Origin of the sequence: Thermopolyspora sp. NPDC052614 (assembly GCF_040678635.1) — a bacterium.
GTDB lineage: Bacteria > Actinomycetota > Actinomycetes > Streptosporangiales > Streptosporangiaceae > Thermopolyspora.
Window position 1 is genome coordinate 22,953 of the sequence record NZ_JBFATZ010000027.1, and the last position, 13,376, is coordinate 36,328.

General features: G+C 70.3%; 13 protein-coding genes. 1 reads left to right on the forward strand and 12 read right to left on the reverse strand.

The annotated features are described in order from the left end of the window. The 11 genes from AB0K60_RS34550 to AB0K60_RS34600 form a co-directional block, all read right to left on the reverse strand. Positions 1-1,092, reverse strand: coding sequence for an adenosine deaminase (locus AB0K60_RS34550; RefSeq protein ID WP_364064993.1), 1,092 nt, complete (start codon positions 1,090-1,092; stop codon positions 1-3). 9 nt (positions 1,093-1,101) lie between these two features. After that, the gene (locus AB0K60_RS34555) at positions 1,102-1,485 is read right to left on the reverse strand and encodes an AraC family ligand binding domain-containing protein (RefSeq protein ID WP_364064996.1); all 384 of its coding nucleotides are present in this window, start codon (positions 1,483-1,485) and stop codon (positions 1,102-1,104) included. Continuing rightward, positions 1,485-2,771 carry a thymidine phosphorylase gene (locus AB0K60_RS34560; protein WP_364064999.1) on the reverse strand — a complete coding sequence of 429 codons (1,287 nt, stop codon included), beginning with the start codon at positions 2,769-2,771 and terminating at the stop codon, positions 1,485-1,487. Before AB0K60_RS34560 ends, AB0K60_RS34555 begins: the two co-directional genes overlap by 1 nt. A gap of 14 nt (positions 2,772-2,785) precedes the next feature. After that, the gene (locus tag AB0K60_RS34565) at positions 2,786-3,187 is read right to left on the reverse strand and encodes a cytidine deaminase (RefSeq protein ID WP_364065001.1); all 402 of its coding nucleotides are present in this window, start codon (positions 3,185-3,187) and stop codon (positions 2,786-2,788) included. Then, positions 3,184-4,455, reverse strand: coding sequence for an ABC transporter permease (locus tag AB0K60_RS34570; RefSeq protein WP_364065004.1), 1,272 nt, complete (start codon positions 4,453-4,455; stop codon positions 3,184-3,186). Before AB0K60_RS34570 ends, AB0K60_RS34565 begins: the two co-directional genes overlap by 4 nt. Continuing rightward, positions 4,452-5,585, reverse strand: coding sequence for an ABC transporter permease (locus AB0K60_RS34575; protein ID WP_364065007.1), 1,134 nt, complete (start codon positions 5,583-5,585; stop codon positions 4,452-4,454). Before AB0K60_RS34575 ends, AB0K60_RS34570 begins: the two co-directional genes overlap by 4 nt. After that, entirely contained in the window at positions 5,582-7,096 is a 1,515-nt protein-coding gene (locus tag AB0K60_RS34580; protein ID WP_364065010.1) for an ABC transporter ATP-binding protein, read from the reverse strand. The genes AB0K60_RS34575 and AB0K60_RS34580 overlap by 4 nt, the downstream gene beginning before the upstream one ends. Before the next feature lies 1 nt (position 7,097). Then, a complete protein-coding gene (locus AB0K60_RS34585) occupies positions 7,098-8,150 on the reverse strand; it encodes a BMP family ABC transporter substrate-binding protein (protein WP_364065013.1) in 1,053 nt (350 codons plus the stop codon). A 172-nt stretch (positions 8,151-8,322) separates the two neighbouring features. Then, entirely contained in the window at positions 8,323-9,561 is a 1,239-nt protein-coding gene (locus AB0K60_RS34590; protein ID WP_364065183.1) for an amidohydrolase, read from the reverse strand. Next, entirely contained in the window at positions 9,548-10,729 is a 1,182-nt protein-coding gene (locus AB0K60_RS34595) for a glutamate--cysteine ligase (RefSeq protein WP_364065015.1), read from the reverse strand. The genes AB0K60_RS34590 and AB0K60_RS34595 overlap by 14 nt, the downstream gene beginning before the upstream one ends. A 117-nt stretch (positions 10,730-10,846) precedes the next feature. Further along, the gene (locus AB0K60_RS34600) at positions 10,847-11,113 is read right to left on the reverse strand and encodes a hypothetical protein (RefSeq protein ID WP_364065018.1); all 267 of its coding nucleotides are present in this window, start codon (positions 11,111-11,113) and stop codon (positions 10,847-10,849) included. Between the two features lie 154 nt (positions 11,114-11,267). Here AB0K60_RS34600 and AB0K60_RS34605 point away from each other — a divergent pair, with 154 nt between their 5' ends. Further along, positions 11,268-12,374, forward strand: coding sequence for a D-alanyl-D-alanine carboxypeptidase (locus tag AB0K60_RS34605; protein WP_364065021.1), 1,107 nt, complete (start codon positions 11,268-11,270; stop codon positions 12,372-12,374). On the opposite strand, the gene trpS is transcribed toward AB0K60_RS34605, so the two are convergent. Continuing rightward, the gene (gene trpS, locus AB0K60_RS34610; RefSeq protein ID WP_364065024.1) at positions 12,371-13,372 is read right to left on the reverse strand and encodes a tryptophan--tRNA ligase; all 1,002 of its coding nucleotides are present in this window, start codon (positions 13,370-13,372) and stop codon (positions 12,371-12,373) included. The two genes, AB0K60_RS34605 and trpS, sit on opposite strands and share 4 nt — an antisense overlap. Positions 13,373-13,376: the final 4 nt, after the last annotated feature.

Here is a 13,376-nt window from a genome sequence, read left to right on the forward strand (position 1 = left end):
TCACGCCCGCCACTTCAACTGGGCGTACCCCGGCTTGATGAGCCCGTTGATCAGCGCCAGCCGCTCGTCGAACGGGATGAACGCCGACTTCATCGCGTTCACCGTGAACCACTGCAGATCATCCCAGTCATAGCCGAACGCCTCGACGAGCTTGGCGAACTCCACCGACAGGCTGGTGTCGCTCATCAGCCGGTTGTCGGTGTTGACGGTGACCCGGAAGTACAGCTTGCGCAGCAGCCCGATCGGATGCTCGGCGATCGACGCCGCCGCCCCGGTCTGCAGGTTGGACGTCGGGCACATCTCCAGCGGAATCCGCTTGTCCCGCACGTACGCCGCGAGCCGCCCCAGCTTCGCCGTGCCCTCGGTGGAGGTCTGGATCGAGGTTTGGATGTCGTCGATGATGCGCACCCCGTGCCCGAGCCGGTCGGCCCCGCACCACTGGATGGCCTGCCAGATCGACGGCAGCCCGAAGCCCTCGCCGGCGTGGATGGTGAAGTGGGCGTTCTCCCGCTGCAGGTACTCGAAGGCGTCCAGGTGCCGGGTGGGCGGGTAGCCCGCCTCGGCCCCGGCGATGTCGAAGCCGACCACGCCCACGTCGCGGTAGCGGATCGCCAGCTCGGCGATCTCCATCGAGCGGGCCTGGTGCCGCATGGCGGTGAGCAGGGTGCCGACCCGGATGCCGCGCTCCTGCGAGGCCTTGCGGAACCCGTCGAGCACCGCCTGCACCACCTCGTCGAGGCTCAGCCCGCCGGAGGTGTGCTGCTCGGGCGCGAACCGCACCTCGGCGTACACGACGCCGTCGTCGGCGAGGTCCTCGGCGCACTCGGCGGCGACGCGGAACAGCGCCTCGCGGGACTGCATCACCCCGACCGTGTGCGCGAACGTCTCCAGGTAGCGCTCCAGCGACCCCGAGTCGGCCGCCGCGTGGAACCACTCGCGCAGATTGTCCGCGTCCGTGCTCGGCAGCCGGTCGTAGCCCGACTCGCGGGCCAAATCAATGATCGTCTGCGGCCGGAGCCCGCCGTCCAAGTGGTCGTGGAGCAGCACCTTCGGCGCTTTGCGGATCTCCTCAAGGGTCGGCGTCTGGCTCATCGCCCCATCCTAGTCTTCGCGATCCTGGTCTTCGCGATCCTGGTCATCGCGATGGGCGGTGTCCGGGGAGAAGGCGGGCAGGCACACGGCCACGTACTCGGCCCCCTCCGGCCCCACGCCGTAGCGGATCTTCTCGCCGGGCTCGGTGACGACCGCCTGTCCCGCGGACGCCTCGACGACGCCGCCCTCGTGCTCCACCCGCACCATGCCCCGCAGCACCAGCGTGAACTCGGCGAACTCCGGCGTCTGCGCCGGCTCCTCCCAGCCCGGCGGCGCGATCATGTGCGCCACCGACAGCCGCTCGTCCCCGCTGTTGACCCGCCCCACGTACTCGTCGATGACCTTGCCGCCCGGCACCGGAATCCGGGTGGCCGACTCGATCCTGCGTACCATCACTCCCCCTTGACCCGCTCGATGACCAGCGGCAGCAGCCCGGGACCGGCCGACGCCCCGACCGAGTAGGCACCCTCCAGCGCCTCGATCGCCCGCTCGAACCGCGCCGGCTCGTCGGCGTGCAGCGTCATCAGCGGCTGTCCCGCGCGCACCGCGTCGCCGGGCTTGGCGTGCAGGGTGATCCCCGCACCGTGCGACACCGGGTCCTCCTTGCGCGTACGGCCCGCCCCGAGGCGCCAGGCCGCGAGCCCGACCGCGTAGGCGTCGAGCCGCTCAAGTACGCCGTCGGCCGGGCAGCTCACGTCCATCGTCTCGGCGGCGCGCGGCAACCGCGCGTCCGGGTCGCCCCCCTGGGCCGCGATCATGCGCCGCCAGGCGTCCATCGCCGTGCCGTCCTTGAGCGCGTCCGCGGGATCCTTGCCGTCCAGGCCCGCCGCGGCGAGCATCTCGCGGGCGAGCGTCACGGTGAGCTCGACCACGTCGGACGGCCCGCCCCCGGCGAGCACCTCCACGGCCTCGGCCACCTCAAGCGCGTTGCCGACCTGAAGCCCGAGCGGCCGGTCCATCGCGGTCAGCAGCGCGACCGTGTTCACCCCGGCGTCGATCCCCAACTCGACCATGGTGGTGGCGAGCTCCCGCGCGGTCCCGACGTCCTTCATGAACGCCCCGGACCCGACCTTGACGTCGAGCACGAGCGCCCCGGTCCCCTCGGCGATCTTCTTCGACATGATCGACGACGCGATCAGCGGGATCGACTCCACGGTCCCGGTCACGTCCCGCAGCGCGTACAGCTTGCGATCCGCCGGAGCGAGCCCGGCACCGGCCGCGCACACCACGGCCCCCGCCGAACGGATCACCCCGAGCATCTCCTCGGCCGACAGCGACGCCCGCCATCCGGGGATCGACTCCAGTTTGTCCAGGGTCCCGCCCGTGTGCCCGAGTCCCCGCCCGGACAGCTGCGGCACGTACGCCCCGCACGCCGCCACCAGCGGCGCCAGCGGCAGGGTGATCTTGTCGCCGACCCCGCCGGTGGAGTGCTTGTCGGTGGTCGGCCGGTCCAGCGCCGACCAGTCCATCCGGGTCCCCGAATCGATCATCGCGGCGGTCCACCGGGCGATCTCCCGCCGGTTCATGCCGTTGAGCAGGATCGCCATCGCCAGCGCGGACATCTGCTCGTCGGCCACCTCCCCGCGCGTGTAGGCGCCGACCATCCAGTCGATCTGCCCGTCGGACAGCTCGCCCCGGTCCCGCTTGGTGATGATCACGTCGATCGCGTCGAAGCTCATGGCACCATCCAACATCAGGACATGCGCCCGAGGTCCTCCGGGCCGAACGCGAGCGGCAGCACCTCCGCCAGCCGCATCGGCCCCTCAAGCGTCTGCAGCAGCAGGTCCGGCCCGCCGTGCTCGTACAGCAGCTGCCTGCAGCGCCCGCAGGGCATCAGCGGCTCGCCGTGCCCGTCCACGCAGGCGAACGCGACCAGCCGCCCGCCGCCCGAGGCGTGCAGCGCGGAGACGAGCCCGCATTCGGCGCACAGCCCCAGCCCGTAGGAGGCGTTCTCGACGTTGCAGCCCACGACCACGCGCCCGTCGTCCACCAGCGCCGCCGCGCCCACCGGGAACTTGGAGTACGGCGCGTAGGCGTGCTCCATCGCCTCGGCGGCGCGCCTGCGCAGCATCTCCCAGTCGACGTCCTCGCTCATGTCGCCTGTCCTCTCCGGTACGGCAGGCCGTCGGCGGCCGGCATGCGCAGCCGCTGCGAGGCCAGCGAAAGCACCAGCAGCGTGGCGAGGTGGGGCGTGAAGGAGGTGAACTGCTCGGGCACCGTGTCGGTCACCGCGAACAGCACGAACACCGCCACCGCGCACACTGCGGTGATCACGGCCGCGCGGGTGCGGTTCTGCCGGGTGAACTGGTAGATCGCGAACGCCACCAGCAGCAGCGCGATCACCAGCAGCAGCGCGTGCACCGACGCCCCGCCCTGGCGCAGTTGCAGCGCGTCGGTGTAGCCGAACAGCGCCGCGCCGCCGGCGAGCCCGCCCGGCCGCCAGTTGCCGAAGATCATGGCGGCGAGGCCGATGAAGCCGCGCCCGCCGGTCTGGCCCTCCCGGTAGATGCCCGCCGCGACCAGCGAGAGGAACGCCCCGCCGAGCCCGGCCAGCGCCCCGGAGATCACGACCGCGACGTACTTGTAGTAGTAGACGTTCACGCCGAGCGACTCGGCCGCCACCGGCCGCTCGCCGCACGAGCGCAGCCGCAGCCCGAAGGCCGTGCGCCACAGCAGCCAGAAGCTGAGCGGGACGAGCAGGATCGCGACGATGGTGAACAGCGAGACGTTCTGCGTGATCCCGCGCAGCAGCCCGGCCAGGTCGGAGACGAGGAACCAGCCGTGTGACTCCAGCGACTGCAGCGGCTGCCCGATGCCCGGGATGCTCACCCGCTCGGGCGCGGGCAGCCGGGGCGACTGGGTCTCGCCGCCGCCCGGCATGCCCTCGAAGATCAGCTTGGACAGGTACTGGGTGACCCCCTGGCCGAGCATGGTGATCGCCACGCCGGAGATGATGTGGTCCACGCCGAAGGTCACGGTGGCGATCGCGTGCAGCAGCCCGCCGAGCGCGCCGCCGACGGCTCCCGCGATCACCCCCGCCCAGGGGTTGGAGAACTGCAGCGCCCCCCACGCGCCGAACCACGTACCGAAGATCATCATGCCTTCGAGGCCGATGTTCACCACGCCGGCCCGCTCCGACCACAGGCCGCCGAGCCCGGCGAGCCCGATCGGCACGGCGAGCCCGATCGCGGCGTTGAACGTGCCGCCGGAGGTGATGTCGTTCGCGCCGCTGACCACCCGGGCGATCGACAGCAGCACCAGCAGCCCGAGCAGTCCGAGCAGCAGCACCTGCCAGGTCATCCGGAAGCGCCGTGGCGCGGCGGACTCGACCGGCTTCGCCGGCGCCGCCTCGGTGACGCTCATGCCTTCGCCTCCTGGGTCTCCCGGCCGCCGGTCTCGCCCAGCTCCCGTCCGACGCGCCGCTGCACGGCGGTCTGGCTGTAGCGGTGCACCAGCTCGTACGCCACGATGACGGAGAGCACGATCGTGCCCTGCATGATGGTCACGATCTCCTTGGGAATCGCCTCCAGATCCAGGATCTGGGCCGAGTTGTCCAAGAAGGCCCACAGCAGCGCGCCGAACGCGATGCCGACCGGGTTGTTGCGCCCGAGCAGCGCGATCGCGATGCCGGTGAAGCCGAGCCCGGCGGGGAAGTCGATGCTGTAGGTGTAGGACGCGCCGAGCAACTGCGGCATGCCCACCAGACCGGCCACCGCGCCCGAGATGATCATCGCGGCGACGACCATCCTCTTGACGTTCACGCCGCTGGCGACCGCCGCGGGCTCCGAGCGCCCGGTGGCGCGCAGGTCGAAGCCGAACCGGGTGCGGGCGAGCAGCACGTGGAAGCCGATCCCGACCAGCGCGGCGATGACGATGAAGCCGAAGACCTGCAGCGGCGTTCCGGGGATCAGCTCGAACCCGGGGAAGTGCCCGGATTCCGGGATCGGCTTGGTGCCGATGTTGTTGCTCCCGGACACCGGCACGGCCCACTGGGTGAGCAGCCACGCGCCGAGGCCGGTCGCGATCGCGTTGAGCATGATCGTCGAGATGACCTCGCTCACCCCGCGGGTGACCTTGAGGATCCCGGCGAGCGCCGACCACACGGCCCCCACCAGGACGGCCACCACGACGATGAGCGTGATGTGCAGCGGCCCCGGCAGCGCGACCGCGCCGCCCACCGCCGCCGCGATCAGCGCCGCGAGCCGGTACTGCCCGTCCACGCCGATGTTGAACAGGTTCATCCGGAACCCGATCGCCACCGCGACCGCCGACAGGTAGAAGGTCGTGGCCGAGTTGAGCGTCAGCACGAGCGTGCGGGGGCGCACGCCGTACTCGGCCATGAGGGCCATCGTCTCCAGCGGCGGGCTGCCGGTCGTCACCAGCACCACCGAGGTGATCAGGGCCGCGAAGACGATCGCCAGGAGCGGTGCGACGATCGCGAGCACGCCGCTCAGCGGCACGCGTCCGAGCAGGCGGTCGACGAAGCCGTTCACGCGACCTCCTCCCGGGCGCCCGTCATCGCCGACCCGAGCCGCTCCGGCGTGACCGAGCCGGGGTCGAACTCCGCCACGATCCGCCCGCGCAGGATCACCTTGAGCGTGTCGGACAGGCCGATCAACTCGTCCAGGTCGGCCGAGATCAGCAGTACGGCGAGGCCCGCCGCGCGGGCGTTGCGCAGATGGTCCCAGATGGCCGCCTGCGCCCCCACGTCCACGCCCCGGGTGGGGTGGGAGGCGATGAGCACCACCGGGTCACCGCTCATCTCCCGGCCCACGATGAGCTTTTGCTGGTTGCCGCCGGACAACGCCGAGGCGGTGACGTCGATGCCGGGGGTGCGCACGTCGTACTCCTCGACGATGCGGCGGGTGTCCCGCCGCGCCCCGGCCCGGTCGATCCACGGTCCCTTGGCGTTCGGCTTGCGGGTCTGGTGGCCGAGCATGCGGTTCTCCCACAGCGGCGCCTCAAGCAGCAGCCCGTGCCGGTGCCGGTCCTCGGGAATGTAGGCGATGCCGTGCTCGCGGCGGCGCAGCGTGGACCAGCCGGTGATGTCCTGATCGAGCAGGGTGATCGTGCCGGAGTCGATCGGGCGCATGCCCATGATCGCCTCGACCAGCTCGGCCTGGCCGTTGCCCTCCACGCCGGCGATGCCGAGCACCTCGCCCTTGCGGATGGTCAGCTCGACGTCGCTCAGCAGCGGCCTGCCGTCCCGGCTCATGGACAGGCCGGAGACCTTCAGGGCCACCGTGTCGGTGACGGTGGACTCGCGGGTCTCCGGGCTCGGCAGCTCGCTGCCGACCATCAGCTCGGCGAGCCGCCGGGCGGTGACGTCCTTGGGCGACACGCTCGCCACGGTCTCGCCCCGCCGGATCACCGTGATCGCGTCGGCGACCGCGAGCACCTCGTCGAGCTTGTGCGAGATGAAGATGATCGTCAATCCCTGCTCGACGAGCGAGCGCAGGTTGCCGAACAGCTCATCGACCTCCTGCGGCACCAGCACCGCGGTGGGCTCGTCCAGGATGAGGATGCGCGCTCCCCGGTAGAGGACCTTGAGGATCTCCACCCGCTGCCGCTCGCCGACGCCGATGTCCTCCACCAGCGCGTCGGGGTCCACATCCAGCCCGTACGCCCCGGAGATCTCCGTGATCCTGCGGCGCGCGGCGGCGAAGTCGATGCCGCCGAGGCGGCGCGGCTCGCTGCCGAGGATGACGTTCTCCAGCACGGTCAGGTTGTCGGCGAGCATGAAGTGCTGGTGGACCATGCCGATCCCGGCCGCGATGGCGTCGGCCGGGGAACGGAAGTGGACCTGCTCGCCGTTGACCCTGATCTCGCCCTCGTCGGGGCGCTGCATGCCGTACAGGATCTTCATCAGCGTCGATTTGCCGGCGCCGTTCTCGCCGACGATGGCGTGCACGTGCCCGGCGGCGACGCTGAGCTCGATGTCCTTGTTGGCGACCACTCCGGGGAATCGCTTGGTGATTCCCCGGAGCTCGACGGCGGGCTTCACGTCAGGACGTCTTGTCCGGGACGGTGATCTCGCCGCTGATGATCTTCTGCTTGTACTCTTCCAGCTTGTCCTTGATGTCGTCGATCTTGCCCCCGGTGACGGAGTAGTCGACGCCGCCGGCCTTCAGGTCGTAGGTGGTCGGGCCGCTCTTGACGGTGCCGTCGTTGACGCTCTTGATGAAGTCGAAGACGGCGACGTCCACCTTCTTCAGCATCGAGGTGATGATCACGTCGCGGACGCCCGCGTCGGCGGTCTTGGCCTGGTCGGAGTCGACGCCGATCGCGAACGCGTTCGCGGCCTTCGCGGCCTCGAAGACGCCGCCGCCGGATCCGCCCGCGGCCTGGTAGACGACGTCCGCCCCGGCGTCGTACATGCCCTCGGCCGCCGTCTTGCCCTTGGCCGGGTCGTTGAAGCCGGTGAAGTCCGGCGGCTGGGTGAGGTACTTGACCTGGACCTTGATGTCCGGCTTGACGGCCTTGGCGCCCGCCTCGTAGCCGGCCTGGAACTTCTGGATCAGCGGGGTCTGCACGCCGCCGACGAAGCCGATGTTGCCCTTCTCGCTCTTCAGCGCGGCCGCCGCGCCGACCAGGAAGGAGCCCTCGTGCTCGGCGAACAGCAGGTTGGTGATGTTCGCGCCCTCCACCGCGTCGTCGACGATGCCGAACTTGACATCGGGGAACTCCTTGGCGACCTTGCCGGTCGCCGCGGAGTAGGCGAAGCCGACCGCGATGACCGGGTTGTAGCCGCTGCTGGCGAGCAGCCGCAGCCGCTCCTCCTTCTGCGCGTCGGTCTCGCCGGGGCTCGCCGACAGCTCCCGGGCGTCGGCGAGCTTCAGCTCGGACTTCGCCTTGTCCAGCCCCGCCGCCGCAGCGTCGTTGAACGACTGGTCACCCCGTCCGCCGATGTCGTAGGCGAGGCCCACCTTGAGGGTGGAGGTCGCCGCCGAGCCGGACGCGCCGCCGCTCGGCGCGGCCGTACCGGTGCTGTCCTCGCCGCCGCCGCACGCGGCGGCGCCCAGGGTGACCATGGCGCCCGCGAGGACCGCGGCGCCCATTCTGCGAACTTGATCGCGGAGCAAGGTGACTCCCTCAGTGCTGAACCAACGTCGCTCGCGCGAAGGAACGCACGGCAACCCTCCCCGGAAGATAGTTCGCCTAGCTCAAAGTGCCAAAGCGACCACACAGCTCCGCAATAGGTCCGTTATGCAGCACACTCCACCTTGTGACTCAGGCGACGATCGCCTCCGCGGTCGCCTCCTCGGCGGTGGGACGGCGGCCCTCCCACAGCGCGGTGAACGCGGTCGCGGCCAGCGCCCGCACGCCCACGCCGATGGCGCTCTCGTCCACGTCGAAGGTGCCCTGGTGGATGTCGATCTCGCGGTCGTCCCCGGGCGTACGGGTGCCGAGCCGGGCCATCGAGCCGGGGATCGACTCCAGGTACCATCCGAAGTCCTCGCCGCCCAGCGACTGCGGGGTCGGCACCGAGGCCCCGGGCCCGAGCACCTGGTCGGCGGCGTCGCGCATCATCTGCACGCTGGTCGCCTCGTTGACGGTGGGCGGCACGCCGCGCACGTAGCCGAGGTCGGCCTCCACGCCGTAGGCGACCGCCACCGAGTCCAGCAGGGCCTTGAACAGGTCGGGCGCGTCGTGCCACGCCTGCTCGTCCAGGCAGCGCACGGTGCCCTCGGCGAGGCCGTCGTCGGGGATGGCGTTCGCGACCGACCCGGCCTGCACGCGCCCCCACACCAGCGACAGCGACGAGCGGGGGTCCACGCGGCGCGACAGCGCGGCGGGCAGCTCGGTGACGATCTTGGCGAGGGCGAACACCAGGTCGGCGGTGAGGTGCGGCCGGGCGGTGTGCCCGCCGGGGCCGCTGACCCGCACCGAGACCTTGTCGCAGGCGGCGGTGATGGCGCCGTTGCGCAGGCCGAGGTGCCCGACGTCCAGGCGCGGGTCGCAGTGCAGGGCGAAGATGCGGTCCACGCCGCTGATGCCGCCGGCCTCCATCACCCGCAGCGCGCCGCCGGGCACCTCCTCGGCGGGCTGGAAGATGAGCCGGACCCGGCCGGGCAGCAGCCCGGCCTCGGCCTGCTGGGCGAGGAACAGCCCGGCGCCGAGCACGATCGTGGTGTGCACGTCGTGGCCGCAGGCGTGGCAGGCGCCCTGCACGGTGGAGCGGTACGGCACGTCCTTCTCGTCCATCAGGGGCAGCGCGTCGATGTCGGCGCGCAGCGCCACCGTCGGCCCGTCGCCGCTGCCGACGTCGCAGATGAGGCCGGTGCCGCGGGGCAGCCGCGCCGGTTCGAGCCCGGCGCGGCGCAGTCGGTCGAGGATGCGCTGGGTGGTGCGGTGCTCGGCGAATCCCAGCTCCGGATGCGCGTGCAGGTCCCGGCGGAAGCCGATGAGCTCGTCTTCCCGTTCGCCCAGGAACGCGTCCAGTTCCCCCCGTAGTTCACGTCCCCGCATGATCCACCGTTCCATCCACCATATGTTGTCGTGACGTCACAAATCTGTCTTCGGCCAGCTCGATCATCGTCGCGTCGACGACGTCCTCGAGCGTGCCGCCCTCCGCTACTATCGCCCGCTGCCGCTCGGCGGGGCCGCCGTGCTCCAGCACCTCCGACACCACCGCCAACTCCTGCGGGCACCCCAGGCGCTCGGCCACCGGCTCAAGCTCGCGTACCAATTCGTAGAGCACATCGCGCACCGGGCTTGTTCCGCCGCGGTCGTCGGTCACGATCACGGCGTCCATGCCGTACCGGGTCGCGCGCCACTTGTTGTCGCGCACCACCCACGCCGGCGGACACGGCAGCTTGTAGCCGCGGTCGAGCTGCTGGTCGAACTGCTGGACCAGGCACTGCGACAGCGCGGCCACCATGCCGACCTCCCGAAGGGTCGGGATGCCGTCGAACATGCGAATTTCAACCGTGCCGAGGTCGGGGTGTGGCCGGATGTCCCACCACACCTCCTTGATGCTCCTGATCGTCCCGGCACGTAGAAGGGTTTCCATGTACTCCTCGAACTCCGCCCAATCGGCCAGCAGGTGGGGCGGACCTGCTGTGGGCAGCGCTCCAAAAACGATGGCCCGGCTGGAGGCGAGTCCGGTGTCCTGACCGCCCCAGTACGGGCTGGAGGCCGTCAACGCCAGGAAATGCGGCAGGTAGGCCGCAAGTGCGTTGACGATGGGGATGACTTTATCCCTCTCGCGCACTCCCACGTGGACATGTACGCCAAATGTTTGTATGCGCCATGCCAGCCACTGCATCTCCTCCACCAGCTCGGCGTAGCGCTGGACGGGGGCGTAAACGGCCTCACGCCAATCGCTGATGGCGTGCGTGCCCGTGCACGCGAGCCCCGTGCCCCGCGGTTCGACCACCTGGCGGATACGTTCGATGGTACCGCTAAGATCCTGCACGGCCTCCGCGACCGTGTGACAGATCCCGGTAACGATCTCGATCTGCGACTGCATCAGCTCGTGCATGGCCTTGGGACGCGGGATGTCGCTCAGGTCCCTGATCTCGGCGAGCACCTCTTCGGCGTCCTGCCTGAGCCGGCGCGTATGCCGGTCAACGAGTTGCAGTTCCCACTCGACGCCCAGGCTCGCACCGCGCGAGGGCGAGAACTCGATCCCCACGATCGACCTCCAGGTTCGGTGATCTTTGTAAAAATCACGCAACATGCCCGAATGCCCCATCCCCAAACCGGCGATACAGGGGCATAAGTGCATGGTGAACCCCAAAACATCCCGTTTCTAGGTAGCGTTCCCCTTTCCCGCCCTGTTTTCCGTGGTCCCCGCTCCGTTTCCAGGGGCCCGCCAGGCGTTTCCAGGGGCACGCCAGGCACGCAGGCCGATGGCGCCGAGCACGACGGCGAGCACGATGTTGACCGCGATGAGGATGCCGTGGACGACGTAGAAGGCGGTGTCGTGCCCGTCGGCCAGGTTGAACCCGAGGTTGATCCACTCGAAGATCATGAAGGCGGCGAGCCCGAGGAGGAACGCCGCGGCACGTCGCGTCATTTGGGCAGTATCTCCCTGTCTTATCCTGAACGATCCCCGAGGGTGGCTATGGGGGCCTCGGGGCATCTCGCACTCGTACCGATGATGCGGACGTTACGCTGAGGTCGCTATGCGGAAGATGAGTCGGGGCCGGGGCATACGTCCGGTATTTGTGGTGATCGCGTGCGCGTTTCTGCTGGTCAATCCGGCATACGCCCAGACTACGCGTACGGCGGAGCCCAAGGTCACCATCGGCGGCGAGCGCCTGGCCACCCGCGGCCTGGTGGTGCCGAGCGGCGTGAAGCCCCCGCCGGAGACCAAGGCGTCCGCGTTCGTCATCGCCGACGCCGACACCGGCGAGGTGCTGGCGGCCAAGGACCCGCACGGCCTCTACCGCCCCGCGAGCACGCTGAAGATCCTCACCGCCGTCACCGTGCTGCGCTCCGGCCTGGACAAGAACATGAAGGTCAAGCCGAGCGTCGAGGCGTGCAACGTCGAGGGCAGCGCGGTCGGCCTCAAGCCCCAGCGCATCTACACGATCGACGACCTGCTCAAGGCGCTGCTGATGGTCTCCGGCAACGACGCCGCGATGGCCCTGGCCGAGGCGAACGGCGGCCTGGCGGCCACGCTCCGCGACATGAACGCCGAGGCCCGGCGACTCCAGGCCCTCGACACCGTCGCCAAGACCCCCAACGGCCTCGACAAGCCGGGCCAGCGCACCTCCGCCTACGACCTGGCCCTGATCAGCAGGGCCGGCCTGAAGAACGCCGACTTCCGCCGCTACGTGAGCACCCGCCTGGCGAACTTCCCGGCCCCCAAGGGCAAGACGTACCAGATCGCCAACCACAACAAGCTTCTGGGCCGCTACAAGGGCATGCTGGGCGTGAAGAACGGCTGGACCTCCAAGGCGCAGTCGAGCTTCGTCGGCGCGGCCAGGCGCGACGGCCACACGATCATCGTCTCGATCATGCACCACAAGGGCTACTTCTGGGACGAGGTCGCCGCCCTGCTCGACTGGGGCTTCGCCGCCCGCGGCAAGGTCGCGGCCGTCGGCACCCTGGTGCCCCCCGCCGAGGCCAAGCCCGCGACCGGCCCGCGCGCCGCGGCCACGCCGGTCGTCACGGCCAGCCCGGCCGCCGCCCCCGCGGCACCCACAGACAGCGGCCTGGCCCCCTACGTCATCGTCGTGGCCGTGCTCGCGGGCGTCGTCTGGATCACGGCCGGGCTGCTGCGCCGCCGTACCAGGGGCCGCTCACGCGTCGCGGCCCGCCGCCGGCGCTAGTGCGCGGCGGGCAGGAACCCCACGCGCTCACGCACCTTCTCCATCGTCTCCCGCGCGACCGCACGCGCGCGCTCGGCTCCGATGGCGAGCAGCTTGTCGAGCTCGGCCTCGTCGGCGAGCAACTGCTCGGTGCGCTCGCGGATCGGCGTGAAGGCCGTTACGACCGCCTCGGCGACGTCCTTCTTGAACGTGCCGTACCCCTGCCCCTCGTACCGCCGTTCCAGCTCGGGAATCGGCGTCTCGGTGAGCGCGGACAGAATGCGCAGCAGGTTGGTGATGCCCGGCTTGTTCTCGTCGTCCGCCCGGACCTCGGTCCCGGCGTCGGTCACCGCCCGCATGACCTTCTTGCGCAGCGGCCCCGGCTGCTCCAGCACGTCGAGGATGCCCTGCGGGCTTGAGGACGACTTCGACATCTTCGCCGTCGGCTCCTGCAGGTCGGTGATCTTCTCGACCTCTTTGAGGATGTACGGCGAGGGCAGCCGGAACGTCTCCCCGAACCGGTGGTTGAACCGCCCGGCGAGGTCCCGGGTGAGCTCCAGGTGCTGCTTCTGGTCGGCGCCCACCGGCACCTGGTCGGCCTGGTAGAGCAGGATGTCGGCGGCCTGCAGGATCGGATAGGTGAACAGGCCCACCCCGACGAACTCCTGCTTGGCCGACTTGTCCTTGAACTGCGTCATCCGCGACGCCTCACCCATGCCGGTCATGCAGGTGAGGATCCACGCCAGCTCGCTGTGCTCGCGCACGTGGCTCTGCACGAAGACGGTGCACTTCTCCGGGTCGAGCCCGGTGGCGAACAACTGCGCGGCGGCGACGCGGGTGCGGCGGCGCAGCACGGCCGGGTCGAAGTCCACGGTGATGGCGTGCAGGTCCACGACCATGTAGTAGGCGTCGTGCGTCTCCTGCATCGCGACCCACTGGCGCACCGCGCCGAGGTAGTTGCCCAAGTGGAACGAGTCTGCCGTCGGCTGGATGCCGGAGAGTACGCGAGGTCTGGCCATGGCA